This window comes from Sphingomonas ginsenosidimutans (assembly GCF_002374835.1).
Taxonomy (GTDB): Bacteria; Pseudomonadota; Alphaproteobacteria; order Sphingomonadales; family Sphingomonadaceae; genus Sphingomonas; species Sphingomonas ginsenosidimutans.
The window spans coordinates 21,449-39,108 of the sequence record NZ_NWVD01000009.1 but is presented as its reverse complement, the minus strand read 5'-3'; the positions used below and the strand labels follow the sequence as shown (position 1 = coordinate 39,108).

Genomic DNA, 17,660 nt, shown 5'->3' with positions numbered 1-17,660 from the left:
GCGGGTTTTCCGACCCGTCAGCGCCAGGCGCGATCGATGGATCACGGGACGCGCTCGGCCGCCGCCCCGCGCGCGCCTTTACGCCCCGCGTTGCAATGCCCAGCGCAGCACGCGGTTCATCCCGCTGGCGCCCGCGCGGATCGCGGGGCGCACCATGGCGGCGGGGCGGCGGCCGTGCAGCGTCGCGGCCCAATCCGGCAGCAGGTCGATCCCCGCCGCCGCGGTCAGGCGCAGCCCGGCAGCCTGCGCGCCGTCCGGCCCGGCCGCCAGCAGCGCATCCGCGACCTCGCGCGTGCGGTGATCGGCGCGCAATTGCGGACGGATGCGGCGATAGTAATCCGCCACTTCGGTGCGTGAGCGGGGGATGTCGCGCGCGCCCAGCCGCTCCGCGACGATCGCGGCATCGGCGAAATAGCGGTCCTGCAACGCCGGCGCCAGCGCGGCGTCGCGATAGCGCAGATAGGCGCGCAGGAAGCTGTCGACCTCCGCCACATGGACCCAGGTGAGCAGCGCGGGATCGTTCGCGTCATAGCGGGTGCCGTCGGGCAGGGTGCCGTGCACGCGATCGTGGATCGTGCGGACGTGCGCGATCGCACGCTCGGCCGCGACGGTGCCGCCGAAGGTGGTGAGGCCAATGAATTGCGCGGTTCGTTTCAGCCGCCCGAGCCGGTCGCGGCGAAAATCGCTATGGTCCCACACCCCCGCCAGCGCGGCGGGGTGGAGCATCTGGAGCAGCAGCGCCGACAGGCCGCCGATCATCATCGCGGCGAAATCGCCGTGCACCAGCAAGGCGGGGCTGTCCGCATCGAACAGCCCCGGATCCCCGGGCGACCGCGCGAGGTCCACTTCCCCGCTGCCGACCAGCCCGCGCAGCCGCGCGGCCAGCGAAGCGCGAAAGCGATCGACGAACGGGTCGACGATCGCGATCGGCGCCGCGCGGGACACGCGCGCGATCGTCAGGCCTCCGTGGCCGCGGCGTTCGCCTTGCGACGGCCGCGCGGGGCGGGCGCCGGTGCGGCGGCTTCGGTCGCGGGGGCGGTATCGCCGCGGCGCTGACCGGGCTTGCGGCCCAGACCGATCTTCTTGGCCATGTCGCGACGCGCCTGCGAATAGTTTTCGGCAACCATCGGATAATCGGGCTTCAGCCCGTAACGGGTGCGATACTCATCCGGGGTCAGGCCATGACCGGCCAGATGGCGGCGCAGCGTCTTGTAGGGCTTGCCGTCGATCATCGAGATGAGATGATCCTTGGATGCGAGCGATTTGCGGACCGATACGGCCGGCGTATATTCACCCGCGCTTTCCTCCACCGGTGCCGGCGAAGTCGACGACGACAGGTTCGTCACCGCTTCGTGCATGGTGCGCAGAAACGCCGGCACGTCTTCACCCGAGGCACGGGTGTTGGGATTGGACAGCCATGCGATCGTCAGTTCGGTTGCGAGCTCGACTGCGTCGGCGCCGGCGGTCTCATCGGTCATGGTGGTGCTCCTGCTATGATAGCGTTGCCACCTAGTCAGTCATACCGGCGCGGTCAACGCGACTTTCGTTAAAGGCCTTCGCCGTTTTATTTATGTCGGGAATGGCAATATTTGCAATCGTAAAAATCGGTTAAGAGGAGCGCCGCGGGCTTGTCATGCGGCAAGGTGAGCCGGCTTGACCGCCGCCGCCGCCCCCGTCCATGGTCGCGCGCAGGGACGATAACGAACGAAAAGGGGATGGCATGAAACTGGGTCGCGGCGCGCGTGCGCTGGTGTCGATCATGGTGGCGACGACCGCCTTGTCGGCCTGTACCGACGGGGGCAGCCGGCCGCGGAGCGCATCCGCCCGTCCGGCGGGCGACGGCGGGTCGGAGAAGGCGGCGCCGGTCCGCTATGCGCGCGATCCCTATCCGTCGACCTATCACGCCTATCCCGGCGTGCCGACACTGCTGCGCAACGTCACCGTCTTCGACGGGGAGGGGCACCGCATCGACGGCGGATCGGTGCTGTTCGCCGATGGCAAGGTAGTGGCGGTCGGCACCGCGCTGGAGGCGCCCGCGGGCGCGCAGGTTATCGACGGGCAGGGCAAGTTCGTCACCCCCGGCATCGTCGATATCCACAGCCATCTGGGCGATTACCCGACCCCGTCGGTACAGGCGCATTCCGACGGAAACGAGGCGACGTCGCCGATCACCGCCGACGTATGGGCCGAACACAGTGTGTGGCCGCAGGACCCCGGCTTTGGCCGCGCGCTGGCCAACGGCGGGGTCACCACGCTGCAGATCCTGCCCGGATCGGCCAACCTGATGGGCGGGCGCTCGGTGGTGCTCAAGAACGTCTACGGCCGCACGATGCAGGCGATGAAATTCCCCGGCGCGCCTTATGGCCTGAAGATGGCGTGCGGCGAAAATCCCAAGCGCGTCTATGGCAGCCGCAACCAGAAGCCGTCGACGCGGATGGGCAATGTCGCGGTCGATCGCCAGACCTGGGCACGCGCCGCGGCGTACAAGCGCAAGTGGGACAAGTACGAGCGCGACGGCGGCGACCCGCCCGAGCGCGATATCGCGATGGATACGCTGCGCGGCGTCCTGTCGGGCGAGATCCTGGTGCAGAACCACTGCTACCGCGCCGATGAAATGGCCATCGTCCTCGATATGGCCAAGGAATTCGGCTATCACGTCACCGCGTTCCATCATGCGGTGGAAGCGTACAAGATCGCCGATTTGCTGAAGGCGAACGGCACCTGCGCGGCGGTGTGGGCCGACTGGTACGGCTTCAAGATGGAAAGCTATGACGGGATCGGCGAGAACCTGGCGATCCTGGAAAAATCGGGCGCGTGCGCGACGATCCATTCGGACGACGAGAACGGTATCCAGCGGCTGAACCAGGAAGTCGCCAAGGTATTGTCGTCGGCGCACCACGCCGGGATCGACATCGCGCCCGAAGTGGCGTGGAAGTGGCTGTCGCTCGGCCCGGCCAAGGCGCTGGGGATCGACGCGCAGACCGGCAGCCTGCGCCCCGGCAAGATGGCCGACGTGGTGTTGTGGAACGGCAATCCGTTTAGTGTCTATACCCGCCCCGAAAAGGTTTGGGTCGACGGCGCGCTGCTATACGATGCCGACAATCCGCGGTTGCGGCCGGTGAGCGATTTCGAACTGGGCCAGCCGGGCGAAGGAGACGTCAAGTGAAGCGCGCGCTCCTGATGCTCGCCACGATGCTGGCCGCCCCCGCCGGGGCGCAGACCGTCGCGATCACCGGCGGCACCGTCGCGATCGGCGACGGGTCCGCGCCGATCGAGGGCGGCACCGTCGTCATCGCCAACGGCCGCATCGTCGCCGCCGGGCGCGGTGTGGGCGTGCCTGCGGGCGCGCAGGTGATCGACGCGACCGGCAAATGGGTGGCCGCTGGCGTCGTTTCCGCGATCACCGCGCTGTCGCTGGTCGATGCCGAGGGCGTGTCCGAAAGCAACGACGCGGGCGCGCGCACTTCGCCGTTCAAGGCGGCGATCGACGTCGCCGATGCGGTGAACCCGGCCGGGGTGAAGGTGGCGAACGAGCGGCTGGGCGGCATCACCCGCGCGATCGTCGCGCCCGATGCCGCAGGGTCGATCTTCGCCGGGCAGGGCGCGGTGATCGACCTGGGCAACGATGCCAGCCCGGTCACCCGCGCGCGCGCATTCCAGTTCGTGGAACTGGGCGAGGCGGGCGGGCGGCTGGCGGGCGGCAGCCGCCCGGCGGCCTATGCGGCGTTGCGTGACGCCTTCCAGCAGGCGCAGGATTATCGTCGCAACCCGGCGAGCTTCGACGGCCGGTCGCGCGATGCGCTGGTGACGCGCGCCGATGCCGCCGCGCTGGTCAAGGTGCTGGACGGGCAGGTGCCGCTGTTCGTCCATGTCGACCGCGCCAGCGACATTCGCCAGGTGCTGTCGCTGCCGCGCGACTATCCGCGGCTGAAGCTGGTGCTGATCGGCGCGACCGAAGGGTGGCTGGTGGCCAAGGAGATCGCCGCCGCACGCGTGCCGGTGATCGCCGCGGCGCTCGCGGACCTGCCCGCCAGTTTCGAGAATCTGGCGGCGACCGAATCGAACGTCGGGCGGATGCGCGCGGCGGGCGTGCAGGTGTCGTTGATGAGCGGTGGCGGCGCGCAGGCGGGCGACCATGTGCTGCGCCAATATGCCGGCAATCTGGTGGCGATCACCCGCGTGCCGGGCGCGACCGGGCTGGACTGGGGACAGGCGTTCGCGTCGATCACCAGCGGCCCGGCCGCCGCGATCGGCATGGACGGGGAGATCGGATCGCTGCGCCCCGGCCGGCGTGCCGACGTGGTGATGTGGGACGGCGATCCGCTGGAGCTGTCGTCCGCGCCGGTGGCGATCTGGATCGACGGCCAGCCGCAGCCGATGCAGTCGCGCCAGACCAAGCTGCGCGACCGCTACCTGACCCCGACCGAGGGCGCGTTGCCCAAGGCCTACGAGCGGCGCTGACGCGCATGATGCGGATCGCGGCTGTTCAGTGCGCCGCGATCCCCGATGACGTGGCACGGGTCTGCGCGTCGGTGCGGGCGCGTGTCGCGTGGGCGGATGCGACGGGGATCGACCTGCTGCTGTTCCCGGAAGCATGGCTGACCGGCCATGCTTGGGAGCCAGAGACGATCACGCGCCGCGCCGATGCGGCGGCGGCGGCGATCGACGCGCTGTGCCGCGCGGTCGCGGGGGCGCGAGCGACGCTGGTGATCGGGGCGTTCGTTCGAGAGGCGGGACGGGTGTTCAACCGCGCGCTGGTGATCGCGGGCGGGGGCGTCGTCGGTCATTACGACAAGGCGCATCCCAACGAGCCGGGCGTGACGGCGGGCAAGGCCTTCCCGACATTCGCGGCGGGCCGCGGGCGGTTCGGGATCAATATCTGCGCCGATGCCAACCACCCCGACGCCGCGCAGCGTATCGCCGAGCAGCGCGCGGCGGCGATCCTGTATCCGTTGTCGAACATGCTGCCGGTGGCGACGGCGGCCCGGTGGCGCGCGCGCAGCGTCGACAATCTGGTCGCCCGGGCGCGGCAGACGGGCTGCTGGGTCGCCGCCGCCGACGTGACCGGCACGGCGGGCGACCTGATCAGCTTCGGCTGCACCGCGATCGTCGCGCCGGACGGCAAGCTGGTGGCGCGGGTGTCGGAAGGCGAGGAGGGCGTGGCACATTGCGCGATCGGGTGACCGCGCGCGCCGAGTCCACCGTCACGCCGCGGGGTCCGAACCGAGATGCGGTGCCAGCCAATCCGGGATCGCGGCGTCGCCCGGTGCTTCGACCCGGCGCAACGTCACCATCATTCCGCGATCGGGATAGGCGACACGCCGGCGCGTGTCACCATCGTCGATCGGCGCGACGAACAGCCGGCGGTTCACCTTCGCACGGTGATGCATCCGGGCGGTGTTTTCCTGCCCGACGTAGCAGCCCTTGGTGAAGCTGACCCCGTTCAGTTCGCGCGCATTCGCCTCCAGCCATAGCGTTTCGCCGGCGCCCAGCTCCGCCGCCCCTTCCGCCACGCCCAGCGACAGGCGGTGCGCGTGCCACCCCGCGGCCGCGGGCCCGGGCGCGGCGATCCAGCGCCAGCCCAGCGCCGCCAGCCGCGGATCAGGGACCGCGTCCGCCGCGTCGTCCGGCCGCGCCGTCGACCAGTGCACCGCCAGCGCATCATCGCGCGCAATCGTGATCGCGCGGCGCAGCCGGTACATCGCCAGCCGCCGCGCCAGCGGATCGGCCTGGTCGCGCTCGACATCGAGGAGGATGTCGTCACCATCGCTCCACACGATCATGTCGAACAGCGCCTTGCCCTGCGGCGTCAGCAGCCCCGCCCAGACCGGCAGCGCGCCGGCCACGTCATTGGTCAGCAGCCCTTGCAGAAAGCCGCGCACGTCGTCGCCCGCCAGCCGCAGCAGCGCGCGGTCGGCCAGCATGGTCCCCGGGGTAGTATCGTCCATGCCCGCAAGGTAGGGGGGCGGGCGATAGGACGAAAGAGCGGACGAGGCGACGGGTGATGGCGAGCTACGATCTTCTGCTGAGCGGCGGTACGGTGCATACCCCCGGCGGCCCTGTGGCGGCCGATGTCGGCGTCGTCGGCGGACGGATCGTGGAGATCGGCGCGCGCGGCGACGCGGGGCGGACGATCGACTGTACCGGGCTGGATATCCTGCCGGGCGTCATCGACACGCAGGTGCATTTCCGCGAGCCGGGGCTGGAGCATAAGGAAGACCTGGCGTCGGGCAGCGAGGCGGCGGTGCGCGGCGGCGTCGTCGCGGTGTTCGAGATGCCGAACACCAAGCCCAACACCGATTCGGCAGAGGCGATCGCCGACAAGCTGGCGCGCGCCAACGGGCGGATGTGGTGCGACCATGCCTTCTACGTCGGGGCGACCAATCACAATGCCCGCGACCTGACCGAGCTGGAGCGGCTGCCCGGCACCGCGGGGGTCAAGATCTTCATGGGGGCCTCGACCGGCGACCTGCTGGTCAGCGAGGATGCGCGGCTGGCCGAGGTGCTGGCGCATGGCCAGCGCCGCGTCGCCATCCATGCCGAGGACGAGGACCGGATGAACGCGCGCACCGGCGAGCGGATCACCGGCGATGCTGCGTCGCATCCGGTATGGCGCGACGACGAAAGCGCGCTGCTGGCGACGCAGCGCATCCTGCGGCTGGCGCGGGCGGCGCGGCGGCGCATCCATGTGCTGCACGTCACCACCCCCGCGGAACTGGAATTGCTGGGCCGCAACAAGGATATCGCCACCTGCGAGGTGACTCCGCAGCATCTGACGCTGGCGGGCGAGGAAGCCTATCCGCGGTTGGGCACGCTGGCGCAGATGAACCCGCCGATCCGCTCGGGCGCACATCGCGACGGCCTGTGGCACTGGCTGGCGCGCGGGGTGCCTGACGTGATCGGGTCGGACCATGCGCCGCACACGCTGGAGGAAAAGGCCAAGCCCTATCCCGCCAGCCCCAGCGGGATGCCCGGTGTGCAGACGCTGCTCCCGCTGCTGCTGGACCATGCCGCCAACGGCCGGCTGTCGTTGCAGCGGGTGATCGAGTTGACCAGCGCGGGCGCGCAGCGGATCTTCGGCCTGGCGGGCAAGGGGCGGATCGCCTGCGGCTATGACGCCGATTTCACGATCGTCGACCTGAAGAAGCGCTGGACGATCGAGGATGCGTGGCTGGCGTCGCGCGCAGGCTGGTCGCCGTTCACGGGCATGACGCTGACCGGCAAGCCGATCGGCACGATCGTGCGCGGGCATGTCGCGATGTGGGAGGACACGCTGGGCGACGCGCCGCAGGGCGCGCCGATCCGGTTCGAGGCGACCGAGTTTCCCGGCGGCCGGTAACGACCGCCGGGCGGGAGCCTATTCCTTCGCCGCGGCCTTCTTCGCAGTGGCTTTCTTCGCTGCAGGTTTTTTCGCAGCGGCTTTTTTCGCGGGCGCCTTCTTCTTCGGCTTGGCGGGGGCCGCCGCGGCGCGGGCGTCGATCAGTTGCGCGGCTTCCTCCAGCGTCAGCTGGTCGGGGGCGACCGTCTTGGGCAGCGTGGCGTTGGTGGTGCCGTCGGTGACATAGGGGCCGTAGCGTCCCTCCATCAGCCGCAGTTCGGCCTCGGTGCGCGGATGCGCGCCCAGAACCTTGAGCGGTGCGCGCGCCGCGCCGCGCGCCGGGCGTCCGCCGCCCGCCGCCGCCTCCGCCAGCTTGACCACCGCGGCGTTCATCCCGGTCTCGAACACCTCGGCGGTCGAGGACAAGCGTGCGTATTTGCCGTCATGGACCAGATAGGGGCCGTAGCGCCCGATGCTGGCGGCAATGTCCTTGCCGGTTTCGGGGTGCTGGCCGATCGTGCGCGGCAAGTGGAGCAGTTTGAGCGCCATCTCCAGATCGAGTTCGCCGATGTCCTTGGGGATCGAGGCGCGCTTGGCATCCTTGCCCTCGCCCAGCTGGATGTACGGGCCGAAGCGTCCGGACTTGCGCTCCACCGGCAGCCCGGTTTCGGGATCGTGGCCCAGCTGTTCGGGGCCGGTATCCTCGCCCGCTGCCTCGCCGCCCTGCGCGAAGCGGCGCGTGAACTTGCATTCCGGATAGTTGCTGCACGCGATGAACGCGCCGAACCGGCCGCCGCGCAGCGCCAGCTGTCCCGCACCGCAGGCCGGGCACAGGCGCGGGTCCGATCCGTCGGCCTTTTCGGGGAACAGGAACGGCGCCAGGAACTGGTCGAGCGCGGCGGTGACCTCGCTCGGCTTCTGCTCCATCACCTCGGAGGTACGCGGCTTGAAATCGCGCCAGAAGGCGGCGAGCACGTCCTGCCACTGCGCGCGCCCGCCGGACACGTCGTCCAGCTCCTCCTCCAGCTCGGCGGTGTAATCATAGCCGACATAGCGTTCGAAGAAGCGTTCGAGGAATGCCGTCACCAACCGCCCGCTCTCCTCCGCGAAGAAACGGTTCTTCTCGACGCGCACATAGGTGCGGTCTTTCAGCGTCTTGATGATCGAGGCGTAGGTGGAGGGGCGGCCGATCCCCAATTCCTCCATCCGTTTGACCAGCGACGCCTCGGAGAAGCGCGGTGGCGGCTGGGTGAAATGCTGCTCGGCGAGGACGTCCTTCTTCGCCGGGGCGTCGCCCTCGCGCAGGCGCGGCAGGCGCTTGGCATCCTCGTCCTGGCTGTCGTCCTGCCCTTCCTCGTAGAGCGCGAGGTAGCCGGGGAACAGCACCACCTGCCCGGTCGCGCGCAGCACGTTGCGGCCGGTGCCGTCGGCGAGCTCGACCGTGGTGCGCTCCATCCGCGCCGATGCCATCTGCGACGCCATCGCGCGCTTCCATACCAGGTCGTAGAGGCGCGCATGGTCGCCCGAGCCGACGCGGTCCTTCGCGAAATCGGTCGGGCGGATCGCCTCGTGCGCTTCCTGCGCGTTCTTCGCCTTGCTCTGATACTGGCGCGGCTTGTCGGGGACGTAGCCGCCGTCATAGCGATTGGCGATCGCGGCGCGCGCGGCGGAGATGGCGCTGGCGTCCATCTGCACGCCGTCGGTCCGCATATAGGTGATCGCGCCATCCTCGTAGAGCTGCTGCGCGATCCGCATGGTGTGGTCGGCGGAGAAGCCGAGCTTGCGCGCCGCCTCCTGCTGGAGCGTCGAGGTGGTGAAGGGCGGCGGCGGGTTGCGCGTCGCCGGCCGCGTATCGACCGACTGGACGGAGAAGCGCCCGGCCTCGACATCCGCCTTCGCCTTCAGCGCGTCGTCTTCGTTGCCGATCGACAGCCGGTCAAGCTTCTGCCCGTTCCACTGCACCAGCCGCGTGGTGAAGGGTGTGCCGTCCTGCTCCATCGCGGCGGTGACCGACCAATATTCGACGCTGCGGAATGCCTCGATCTCGCGCTCGCGGTCGACGATCAGGCGCAGCGCGACCGACTGGACGCGGCCCGCCGACTTGGCGCCCGGCAGCTTGCGCCACAGCACGGGCGACAGCGTGAAGCCGACGAGATAATCGAGCGCGCGGCGCGCGCGATAGGCGTCGATCAGGTCGGTATCCAGCTCACGCGGGTTCGCCATCGCCTGCGTCACCGCCGGCTTGGTGATCGCGTTGAAGGTCACGCGCTGGACGTCCTTCGGCAGCGCCTTGCGCTTGGCCAGCACCTCCTGGACGTGCCACGATATCGCCTCCCCCTCGCGATCGGGGTCGGTGGCCAGGATCAGGCGGTCGGCTTTCTTCGCCTCGTCGGCGATCGCCTTCAGCTGCTTGGCCTTGTCGGCGTAATTCTCCCATTCCATCGCGAACCCGTCATCCGGGTTCACCGATCCGTCCTTCGCGGGCAGGTCGCGGATGTGGCCGTAGCTGGCGAGGACGCGGTAATCCGGGCCGAGGTACTTTTCGATGGTTTTCGCCTTGGCGGGCGATTCGACGATGACGAGTTGCATTGTACCTAACTAGGAAGCCTCACGTACACGCGCGAGGGTGGAGGGGAGCGTCGGGAGGCGTCAAGTCCGCCGCTCAGCGCCGGTCGGGGGTGGTGCGCCAGGCCAGCAGGAAGCCGGCGCCCAACGCAAGGTCGATGATCGCGAACGGCGCGATAGCGCGACCGGCGCCGCCGGTCGCTATCAGCCACAGCGCAGGGGCGCCGAACGCCAGCTTTTCGGCCACACCCGCCAGCATGACCGGGCGGTAGCGGACGGGATCGCCGCCGATGATCCAGAAAACGATCTGGAACGCCAGTGCGGTAAAGGCGAAGGCCAGCGGCGGCAGTGGCGGCCCCGGCGCGCCGGCGGGCGAGGCCAGCAGGCTGGCGAGCAATGCGACCGTTCCATACAGCGCGGCGCCGCGAAACCAGCGCCCGACCCAGCGCGGCGCGATATCCTCCCTCAGCACAGGCTCACCCGCCCGCCGGCGTGGCGTTCTAGCCGGCCGGCTAGTTCCAGTTCCAGCAGCACCATCTGCACGATCGCGGGTGACAGGCCGGACTGGCGGACGATCTCGTCCACGCCCACCGCGACGGGGGCGAGCAGCCCTTCGACCCGGCGCCGATCGGCGTCGCTGGCATCCTCCGGCGGGGGCGGCAGCCAGGGGGCGGCGGGGGCGTGGACCGCGGCGCGGGCGTCGATCGGGCGGATCTGTTCCAGCACGTCGTCGGCGGTCTGGATCAGCGTCGCGCCGTCGCGGATCAGCGCGTTGCAGCCGTGCGCGCGCGGATCGAGCGGGTGGCCGGGCACCGCCATCACCTCGCGCCCCGCCTCGCCCGCCAGCCGCGCGGTGATGAGCGAGCCGGACCGCGGCGCCGCCTCCACCACCAATGTCCCCAGCGACAGGCCGGCGATAATGCGGTTGCGATGCGGGAAATGCCGGGCGCGCGGCTCGGTCCCCGGCGGCATTTCGGCGAGCAGCAGCCCTTCCTGGGCGATCCGTTCCTGCACCGCGGCATTCTCGGGCGGATAGACCACGTCGATCCCGCCCGCGATGACGCCGATCGTCGCGGGCAGCGCGCCTTCGTGCGCGGCGGTGTCGATTCCGCGCGCCAGCCCCGACACGATCGTCGCGCCGCGCGCCGACAGCGCGTGCGCGATCTGCCGCGCGAAGCGGCACGCCGCGGCGGAGGCGTTGCGCGCGCCGACTATCGCCACCGGCAGCCGCGCCGCCAGCGACAGGTCGCCGCGCGCGGTCAGCACCGCCGGGGGATTGTCGCTTTCGGCCAGCAGGCGCGGATAATCGGCATCGCCCAGGAACAGGTGGCGCGCGCCGATCCGCGCCAGCAGCGCGCTTTCGCGTTCCGCCAGCGCGACCGGCGGTACCACCGGCGCGCGCCCGCCGCCGCGCCGCGCCAGATCGGGAAGCGCGTCGATCGCGGCGGCGGCGGTGCCGAAGCGTGCGATCAGCTGACGATAGGTGACCGGCCCGATCGACGGCGTGCGGATCAACCGCAGCCTCGCCAGCGCCTCACTCACCCGCGCCGCTCTCCGCCGGACCGTCGGTGGGCGCCGCCTTCTTCGCGCCGACGCGCGGTTCGGTCCCGTCGATCAGCCGCGCGACATTGGCGCGATGCTTCCACAGGACGATCCCGGCCAGCGCCATCAGCAGCGGGACGATGTCGAACCGCCCCAGCATCGCGGCGGCCACCGGCGTCCCGATCGCCGCAGTCATCCCCGCCAGCGAGGAGATGCGCGTCGCGGCGAGCAGCCCCAGCCACAGCGCCGCGAACACCAGCCCCAGCGGCCACCACAGCCCCAGCGCGATGCCCATCAGCGTTGCCACGCCCTTGCCCCCGCGGAACCCCAGCCACACCGGATAGCAATGGCCGACGAACGCGCCCGCCGCGGCCAGCGGTGCCTCGCCCGGCAGCAGCCACGCCGCCAGCAGTACCGCCGCCAGCCCCTTGCCCATGTCGAGCAGCAATGTGGCAGCGGCCAGCCCCTTGCGCCCGGTGCGCAGCACGTTGGTGGCGCCGATATTGCCCGAGCCGATCTGCCGCAGGTCGCCCGCCCCGAACGCGCGTGTCAGCAGCACCCCGAACGGGATCGACCCCAGCAGATAGCCGCCGAGCAGCGCCGCGGCGGGCGGCATCCAGACGATGGCGTTGGTCAGCGTTGATCCCCTTTTGTCCCGCTTCTAGCGAAAAGCCCGGCGCGATGCCATGCCCAGATTTGCGTCATCTGATTGCCGGGCGCGGGTCCTGACCCTAAGCGCGGCAGGATGAGCGATGCGCGCCCGATCCTGTTTTTCGATTCCGGTGTCGGCGGCCTGTCGGTGGTGGCGCCGACCCATGCGCTGCTGCCGACCGCGCCGATCGTCTACGCTGCCGATTCGGCGTTCTTCCCTTATGGCATCCGCAGCGAGGCGGAGATCGCCGCGCGCGTCCCCGCGCTGCTGGGGCGGCTGGTCGAACGGTATCGCCCGCGGCTGGCGGTGATCGCGTGCAACACCGCCTCGACGATCGCGCTGCCTGCGGTGCGCGCCGCGCTGGACGTACCCGTCGTCGGCACCGTGCCTGCGATCAAGCCCGCCGCCGCGATGAGCGCGACGCGCGTCATCGGCGTGCTGGGGACGGAGGCGACCGTGCGCCAGCCCTATGTGGACGATCTGGCGGCGCGCTTCGCCGCGGATTGCACGGTACTGCGCCACGGATCGGCGGGGCTGGTGACGCTGGCGGAGTCGGAACTGGCCGGGCAGGTCGCGCCGGAGACGGCGGTGGCGCACGAGCTTGACGGCTTGTTCGCCCAGCCGGGCGGGGACCGGATCGACGTGATCGTCAACGCCTGCACGCATTTTCCGCTGCTGGCGGCGCAGATGGCGGCGGTCGCGCCCGGCGTGCGGTTCGTCGATGGCGGGCCGGGGATCGCCCGGCGCATCGCATCGCTGACGGAGGGGCAGTCGTGGCCCCGCCGCGCCGCGCCCGGCACGCTGGTGTTTACCGCCGGCGGCGAGCGCGAATCGCGGATCGCCGCGACCCTGTCGGGTAGAGGTTTCGGCAAGACGGAGTTGCTATAAGGCGCGCGGGTGGGACAATTTGTCCTAGTCGATCGATCAGAGAGACCATTGATCCCGACTGGTCAGGCGACAGAGAGGGGAGTAGGGGTACGGCCCATGACCAGCGATAGCGATACGCGCGCCGTGGATTACTCGCGCGTGTTCACCCAGGCGATCGACCGGCTCCATGCGGAGGGCCGCTATCGCGTGTTCATCGACATCCTGCGCAACAAGGGCATGTTCCCCAATGCGCGGTGCTTCGCCGGGCACAACGGGCCGAAGCCGATCACGGTGTGGTGTTCGAACGACTATCTTGCGATGGGCCAGCACCCCAAGGTGATCGCCGCGATGGAGGAGGCGCTGCACGATGTCGGCGCCGGTTCGGGCGGCACGCGCAACATCGGCGGCAACACCCATTACCATGTCGACCTGGAAGGCGAGCTGGCCGACCTGCACGGCAAGCAGGCGGCGCTGCTGTTCACGTCGGGCTATGTCTCGAACGAGGCGACGCTGTCGACGCTGGCCAAGGTACTGCCCGGCTGCATCATCTATTCGGACGAACTCAACCACGCCTCGATGATCGCGGGCATTCGCAACGCGGGCTGCGAGAAGCGCGTGTTCCGCCATAACGACCTGGCGCACCTGGAAGAATTGCTGGCCGCCGACGATCCCGCCAGCCCCAAGCTGATCGCGTTCGAGAGCGTCTATTCGATGGAGGGCGACGTCGCCCCGATCGGTGCGATCTGCGACCTGGCGGACAAGTATAACGCGCTGACCTATCTGGACGAGGTCCATGCGGTCGGCATGTACGGCGCGCGCGGCGGCGGTATTTCGGAGCGCGACGGCGTCGCCCACCGGCTGACGATCATCGAGGGGACGCTGGGCAAGGCGTTCGGGGTGATGGGCGGCTATATCGCCGCGGACCGCACGATCGTGGACGTCATCCGCAGCTATGCGCCCGGTTTCATCTTCACCACCTCGCTGTCGCCGGTACTGGTCGCGGGCGTGCTGGCGAGCGTGCGCCACCTGAAGCAGTCGAGCGTCGAGCGCGAGGGGCAGCAGGCCGCCGCCGCCACGCTGAAGGCGATGATGCGCGATGCCGGGCTGCCGGTAATGATCGGCGAGACGCATATCGTCCCCGTGATGGTCGGCGATCCCGTCAAGGCCAAGAAGATCAGCGACATCCTGCTCGCCGAATATGGCGTCTACGTGCAGCCGATCAATTATCCGACGGTGCCGCGCGGGACCGAGCGGCTGCGCTTCACCCCAGGCCCGGCGCATGACGAGGCGATGATGCGCGAACTGACCGCCGCGCTGGTCGAAATCTGGGACCGGCTGGAACTGCGCATCGCCGCCTGAGGGCGTGCGCGGCGCGACGGATCAATCCTCTCGCCGAGCGCCGTCCACTGTCGCCTCATGCCGCGCGCGCTCGCGCGCATCGGCCTGTTTCTGCGCCTTCGTCCGGCCGAAGGCGGCGCGACTCGCCGCCGCCTGCACCGTCGCGGCGGCGCGCGCCCTGGCCTTGCGGGCGCGGTTCAGGTTGACCACGTCCGCCATCGCGGTCAGCCGCGCACCTGCCGGGCGATGCCGTCGAGCAGGCCGTTGACGAACCCCGCCTCGCGCCGTTCGTAGAAGGCGTGGGCGACATCGACATATTCGGTGATGACCGCGCCGACCGGCACGTCGGCACGCGCCAGCAATTCCCACGTGCCCGCGCGCAGGATCGCCTTCATCGGCCGGTCGAGCCGCTCCAGCGTCCAGCCGCTGGCCAGCTTCCCCTCGACCAGCCGGTCGATCTCGCCCAACCGCGCGTGCGCGCCCGTGACGATATCGTCGAAGAACTGGACGTCGGCCTCGGCATATTCGACGTCCTCGATGACGGCGCCCAGGCGGTGGTGGTGGAATTCGTGGAGCAGCGCGGGGATCGCGGTGCCTTCCATCTCATGCTGGTACAGCGCCTGGACGGCGGCGAGGCGCGCGGCGGCGCGGCTCTTGGATCGGGCAGCGGTTCGGGACATGGGGGCGCGCTGTACGCCCGTCGCGCGCGTTCGTCACCCCCGCGCGGCGTGTTGATCCGCATCAGGCAGTTTTCCGGCAACGTCGGCGCGCGGCCTTCGTTCGTTCACGGTCCGCCATCGCGGGCGCCATCGCATGACCATCGGATAGAAGAGGAGAGCAGACATGGGACTGTTCACCAAGGATATCGAAACGCTCCACGACCTGTTCCTGCACCAGCTGCAGGACATCTATTATGCGGAGAACCAGATCACCAAGGCGCTGCCCAAGATGATCGACAAGGCGACGTCGCCCGAACTGAAGCAGGGCTTCGAAACGCACCTGCGCGAAACCGACGGGCAGATCGCCCGGCTGGAGCAGGCGTTCGAGGCGCTGGGCGAAAAGGCCAAGGCGGTGACCTGCCCCGCGATCGACGGCATCATCAAGGAAGCCAATGAGGTCGCGGGCGAAATCGCCGACAAGGCGGTGCTCGACGCCGCGCTGATCGCGGCGGCGCAGGCGGTCGAACATTATGAGATCACGCGCTACGGCACGCTGATCGCCTGGGCGCGCCAGCTGGGCCATACGCAGGTCGCCGGGCTGCTGGAGGAGACGCTGGCGGAGGAAAAGGCCACTGACGACAAGCTGACGACGCTGGCCGAAAGCAAGGCCAATGCCGCGGCGGAATTGGCCACCGCCTGACCGGCCGGAAGGGGCGCCTGATCGGGCGCCCCTTTCTGCTTCACTGATTGGTGCGGATGCGCAGCGCCACCGAGCGCGCGTGCGCCGGCAACCCCTCGGCCTGCGCCAACGCGATCGTCGCCGGGCCGAGTTCGTTGAGCGCGCTTTCATCGAGATGCAGGAAGCTGGTGCGCTTCATGAAATCGGTGACGCCAAGTCCGCTGGCGAACCGGGCACGTCGGCCGGTCGGCAGGACGTGATTTGGCCCCGCGACGTAATCACCGATCGCCTCTGGCGTGAACCGCCCCAGGAACGCCGATCCGGCGTGCCGCAACCGGTCGAACAGCGCCTGCGGATCGTCGCACGCCAGTTCGACATGCTCGGGTGCCAGCCGGTCGACCAATGGTATCGCGTCCGACAAGGTCGGAACGATCACGATCGCGCCGTTGTCTTCCCACGCGACGCGCGCCACGGCGGCGGTGGGCAGGGTTTCCAGCTCTGCGGCCACCGCATCGGCTACGCGCGTCGCGAAACCGGCATCGTCGGTGAACAGGATCGACTGCGTCGTCGTGTCGTGTTCGGCTTGGCTGAGCAGGTCGGCGGCGATCCAGTCGGGGTCGTTGGCGCCGTCCGCCACGACCACGATCTCGCTGGGGCCGGCGACCATGTCGATTCCGACGACGCCATAGACCTGCCGCTTGGCCTCCGCGACCCAGGCGTTGCCGGGGCCGGTGACGACATCGACGCGCGCGATCCGGTCGGTACCGTAGGCGAGCGCAGCGATCGCCTGCGCGCCGCCCACCCGCCACACCTCGTTCGCCTGCGCCAGATGCGCGGCGGCAAGCACCAGCGGGTTGACGGTGCCGTCGGGGGTGGGAGTGACGACGACCAGCCGCTCCACCCCGGCGACGCGCGCGGGGATCGCATTCATCAGCAGCGTGGAGGGATAGGCGGCGCGGCCGCCGGGGACATAGATCCCCGCCGCATCGACCGCGCGCCACCGCGCGCCCAGCCGCACGCCGGCGGCGTCGGTGAAGGTGGTATCCTCCGGCCGCTGCTTCTCATGATAGGCGCGGATGCGCGCGGCGGCGAGCTCCAGCGCCGTGCGCAGTTCCGGCTCCAGCCCAGCGAACGCCGTGGCGCAGGCGGCGGCGTCGATCCGCCAGCCGGTGTCGTTCAGGTCGTGGCGGTCGAGCTTCTGCGTGAAGGCGTGCAGTGCCGCGTCGCCGTCGTCGCGGACGGCGCGGATGATCGTGGCGACGTCGCGGGCGACGTCGACGGCGGTTTCGCGGCGGGCGTCGACCAGGGCGTCGAAGCGGGTGGCGAAATCGGCGTCGGTGGTGTCGAGGCGGATCATGCCGCGCGTGCCCGGTCGACCGCGGCGCGGAACGCCTCCACCAGCGGGAAGACGTGCGCGCGTGTCTTCATCGCGGCGCGGTTGACGACCAGCCGCGCGGACACCTGCATGATCCGTTCCACTTCCACCAGCCCGTTTTCCTGGAGCGTGCGGCCCGACGAGACGAGGTCGACGATCCGCGTCGCCAGCCCCAGCGTCGGCGCCAGTTCCATCGCGCCGTTGAGCTTGATGCACTCCGCCTGCACCCCGCGGCGCGCGAAGTAACCCGCTGTCACATGGGGATATTTGGTGGCGACGCGGACATGGCTCCACCCGCGCGGATCGTTACTGGCGGCCAGGTCCGCCGGCTCCGCCACCGACAGCCGGCAATGACCGATGTCGAGGTCGACGGGGGCGTAAAGCTCCGCATAGTCGAATTCGGCGAGCACGTCGGAGCCGACGATGCCGAGCTGCGCGGCGCCGTGCGCGACGAAGGTGGCGACGTCGAAGGCGCGTACGCGGATCAGTTCGATGCCCGGATCCTGCGTGCGGAAGCGCAGCGCGCGGCTCTTTTCGTCGCCGAACGCGGGTTCGGGCACCACCCCGGCGGCGGCGAGCAGCGGCAGCGCCTCGGCCAGGATGCGCCCCTTGGGCACCGCGATGACGATGGGAGAGGGCGAAGGCGACGGCTGGGACATGGTCCG

18 protein-coding genes are annotated in these 17,660 nt (G+C 70.0%); 7 read left to right on the top strand and 11 right to left on the bottom strand.

What is annotated here, in order from left to right:
• Positions 1 to 78 precede the first annotated feature (78 nt).
• Together COA17_RS15610 and COA17_RS15605 are read right to left on the bottom strand one after the other, a co-directional pair.
• Positions 79 to 945, bottom strand: coding sequence for an oxygenase MpaB family protein (locus COA17_RS15610; RefSeq protein WP_245857859.1), 867 nt, complete (start codon positions 943 to 945; stop codon positions 79 to 81).
• A gap of 11 nt (positions 946 to 956) precedes the next feature.
• On the bottom strand, positions 957 to 1,478 hold the full coding sequence (locus COA17_RS15605; protein WP_096613721.1) for a Ros/MucR family transcriptional regulator: 522 nt from the start codon (positions 1,476 to 1,478) through the stop codon (positions 957 to 959).
• Between the two features lie 281 nt (positions 1,479 to 1,759).
• Here COA17_RS15605 and COA17_RS15600 point away from each other — a divergent pair, with 281 nt between their 5' ends.
• From COA17_RS15600 to COA17_RS15590, 3 genes are read left to right on the top strand one after another with little or no spacing between them, the layout of a single operon-like run.
• Entirely contained in the window at positions 1,760 to 3,166 is a 1,407-nt protein-coding gene (locus COA17_RS15600) for an amidohydrolase (protein WP_176484940.1), read from the top strand.
• Positions 3,163 to 4,461 carry an amidohydrolase family protein gene (locus tag COA17_RS15595; protein WP_176484939.1) on the top strand — a complete coding sequence of 433 codons (1,299 nt, stop codon included), beginning with the start codon at positions 3,163 to 3,165 and terminating at the stop codon, positions 4,459 to 4,461. Before COA17_RS15600 ends, COA17_RS15595 begins: the two co-directional genes overlap by 4 nt.
• 5 nt (positions 4,462 to 4,466) lie before the next feature.
• A complete protein-coding gene (locus COA17_RS15590) occupies positions 4,467 to 5,183 on the top strand; it encodes a carbon-nitrogen hydrolase family protein (RefSeq protein WP_096613719.1) in 717 nt (238 codons plus the stop codon).
• Positions 5,184 to 5,204: 21 nt separating this feature from the next.
• On the opposite strand, the gene ygfZ is transcribed toward COA17_RS15590, so the two are convergent.
• Positions 5,205 to 5,948 carry a CAF17-like 4Fe-4S cluster assembly/insertion protein YgfZ gene (gene ygfZ / locus COA17_RS15585; RefSeq protein ID WP_096613717.1) on the bottom strand — a complete coding sequence of 248 codons (744 nt, stop codon included), beginning with the start codon at positions 5,946 to 5,948 and terminating at the stop codon, positions 5,205 to 5,207.
• Between the two features lie 56 nt (positions 5,949 to 6,004).
• On the opposite strand from ygfZ, the gene COA17_RS15580 reads away from it, so the two are divergent.
• Positions 6,005 to 7,339, top strand: coding sequence for a dihydroorotase (locus COA17_RS15580; RefSeq protein ID WP_096613715.1), 1,335 nt, complete (start codon positions 6,005 to 6,007; stop codon positions 7,337 to 7,339).
• A gap of 18 nt (positions 7,340 to 7,357) precedes the next feature.
• On the opposite strand, the gene topA is transcribed toward COA17_RS15580, so the two are convergent.
• The 4 genes from topA to plsY form a co-directional block, all read right to left on the bottom strand.
• Complete coding sequence (gene topA / locus COA17_RS15575; protein ID WP_096613713.1) at positions 7,358 to 9,907, bottom strand: type I DNA topoisomerase; 2,550 nt, start codon at positions 9,905 to 9,907, stop codon at positions 7,358 to 7,360.
• A gap of 73 nt (positions 9,908 to 9,980) precedes the next feature.
• Positions 9,981 to 10,355, bottom strand: a complete 375-nt coding sequence (locus tag COA17_RS15570; protein WP_217991020.1) for a hypothetical protein — start codon at positions 10,353 to 10,355, stop codon at positions 9,981 to 9,983.
• Positions 10,349 to 11,425 carry a DNA-processing protein DprA gene (dprA, locus tag COA17_RS15565; RefSeq protein ID WP_096613711.1) on the bottom strand — a complete coding sequence of 359 codons (1,077 nt, stop codon included), beginning with the start codon at positions 11,423 to 11,425 and terminating at the stop codon, positions 10,349 to 10,351. The genes COA17_RS15570 and dprA overlap by 7 nt, the downstream gene beginning before the upstream one ends.
• Positions 11,418 to 12,041, bottom strand: a complete 624-nt coding sequence (gene plsY / locus COA17_RS15560; RefSeq protein ID WP_096613710.1) for a glycerol-3-phosphate 1-O-acyltransferase PlsY — start codon at positions 12,039 to 12,041, stop codon at positions 11,418 to 11,420. The genes dprA and plsY overlap by 8 nt, the downstream gene beginning before the upstream one ends.
• 129 nt (positions 12,042 to 12,170) lie before the next feature.
• Between plsY and murI the strand changes: the two genes are divergently transcribed.
• The gene (gene murI / locus COA17_RS15555; RefSeq protein WP_096613708.1) at positions 12,171 to 12,965 is read left to right on the top strand and encodes a glutamate racemase; all 795 of its coding nucleotides are present in this window, start codon (positions 12,171 to 12,173) and stop codon (positions 12,963 to 12,965) included.
• Positions 12,966 to 13,061: 96 nt separating this feature from the next.
• Complete coding sequence (gene hemA, locus COA17_RS15550; protein ID WP_066485569.1) at positions 13,062 to 14,303, top strand: 5-aminolevulinate synthase; 1,242 nt, start codon at positions 13,062 to 13,064, stop codon at positions 14,301 to 14,303.
• A 21-nt stretch (positions 14,304 to 14,324) separates the two neighbouring features.
• Here the strand turns inward: hemA and COA17_RS15545 are convergent, their stop codons facing one another.
• Together COA17_RS15545 and nusB are read right to left on the bottom strand one after the other, a co-directional pair.
• Positions 14,325 to 14,501, bottom strand: a complete 177-nt coding sequence (locus COA17_RS15545; protein ID WP_082740512.1) for a DUF4169 family protein — start codon at positions 14,499 to 14,501, stop codon at positions 14,325 to 14,327.
• A gap of 5 nt (positions 14,502 to 14,506) precedes the next feature.
• Positions 14,507 to 14,962, bottom strand: a complete 456-nt coding sequence (gene nusB / locus COA17_RS15540) for a transcription antitermination factor NusB (RefSeq protein WP_066485571.1) — start codon at positions 14,960 to 14,962, stop codon at positions 14,507 to 14,509.
• A 163-nt stretch (positions 14,963 to 15,125) separates the two neighbouring features.
• On the opposite strand from nusB, the gene COA17_RS15535 reads away from it, so the two are divergent.
• Positions 15,126 to 15,641 carry a YciE/YciF ferroxidase family protein gene (locus COA17_RS15535; RefSeq protein ID WP_096613706.1) on the top strand — a complete coding sequence of 172 codons (516 nt, stop codon included), beginning with the start codon at positions 15,126 to 15,128 and terminating at the stop codon, positions 15,639 to 15,641.
• A gap of 40 nt (positions 15,642 to 15,681) precedes the next feature.
• Here the strand turns inward: COA17_RS15535 and hisD are convergent, their stop codons facing one another.
• The gene (gene hisD, locus COA17_RS15530; RefSeq protein ID WP_096613705.1) at positions 15,682 to 16,977 is read right to left on the bottom strand and encodes a histidinol dehydrogenase; all 1,296 of its coding nucleotides are present in this window, start codon (positions 16,975 to 16,977) and stop codon (positions 15,682 to 15,684) included.
• Positions 16,974 to 17,654 carry an ATP phosphoribosyltransferase gene (gene hisG, locus COA17_RS15525; RefSeq protein WP_096613703.1) on the bottom strand — a complete coding sequence of 227 codons (681 nt, stop codon included), beginning with the start codon at positions 17,652 to 17,654 and terminating at the stop codon, positions 16,974 to 16,976. The genes hisD and hisG overlap by 4 nt, the downstream gene beginning before the upstream one ends.
• Positions 17,655 to 17,660: the final 6 nt, after the last annotated feature.

What these genes read in the sequence shown, in the direction of transcription:
- COA17_RS15605 (WP_096613721.1), bottom strand. Translation starts at nt 1,478, where the DNA reads ATGACCGATGAGACCGCCGGCGCCGACGCAGTCGAGCTCGCAACCGAA.
- COA17_RS15600 (WP_176484940.1), top strand. Translation starts at nt 1,760, where the DNA reads ATGGTGGCGACGACCGCCTTGTCGGCCTGTACCGACGGGGGCAGCCGG.
- COA17_RS15590 (WP_096613719.1), top strand. Translation starts at nt 4,467, where the DNA reads ATGATGCGGATCGCGGCTGTTCAGTGCGCCGCGATCCCCGATGACGTG.
- ygfZ (WP_096613717.1), bottom strand. Translation starts at nt 5,948, where the DNA reads ATGGACGATACTACCCCGGGGACCATGCTGGCCGACCGCGCGCTGCTG.
- COA17_RS15580 (WP_096613715.1), top strand. Translation starts at nt 6,005, where the DNA reads ATGGCGAGCTACGATCTTCTGCTGAGCGGCGGTACGGTGCATACCCCC.
- topA (WP_096613713.1), bottom strand. Translation starts at nt 9,907, where the DNA reads ATGCAACTCGTCATCGTCGAATCGCCCGCCAAGGCGAAAACCATCGAA.
- plsY (WP_096613710.1), bottom strand. Translation starts at nt 12,041, where the DNA reads ATGCCGCCCGCCGCGGCGCTGCTCGGCGGCTATCTGCTGGGGTCGATC.
- murI (WP_096613708.1), top strand. Translation starts at nt 12,171, where the DNA reads ATGAGCGATGCGCGCCCGATCCTGTTTTTCGATTCCGGTGTCGGCGGC.
- hemA (WP_066485569.1), top strand. Translation starts at nt 13,062, where the DNA reads ATGACCAGCGATAGCGATACGCGCGCCGTGGATTACTCGCGCGTGTTC.
- COA17_RS15545 (WP_082740512.1), bottom strand. Translation starts at nt 14,501, where the DNA reads ATGGCGGACGTGGTCAACCTGAACCGCGCCCGCAAGGCCAGGGCGCGC.
- nusB (WP_066485571.1), bottom strand. Translation starts at nt 14,962, where the DNA reads ATGTCCCGAACCGCTGCCCGATCCAAGAGCCGCGCCGCCGCGCGCCTC.
- COA17_RS15535 (WP_096613706.1), top strand. Translation starts at nt 15,126, where the DNA reads ATGGGACTGTTCACCAAGGATATCGAAACGCTCCACGACCTGTTCCTG.
- hisD (WP_096613705.1), bottom strand. Translation starts at nt 16,977, where the DNA reads ATGATCCGCCTCGACACCACCGACGCCGATTTCGCCACCCGCTTCGAC.
- hisG (WP_096613703.1), bottom strand. Translation starts at nt 17,654, where the DNA reads ATGTCCCAGCCGTCGCCTTCGCCCTCTCCCATCGTCATCGCGGTGCCC.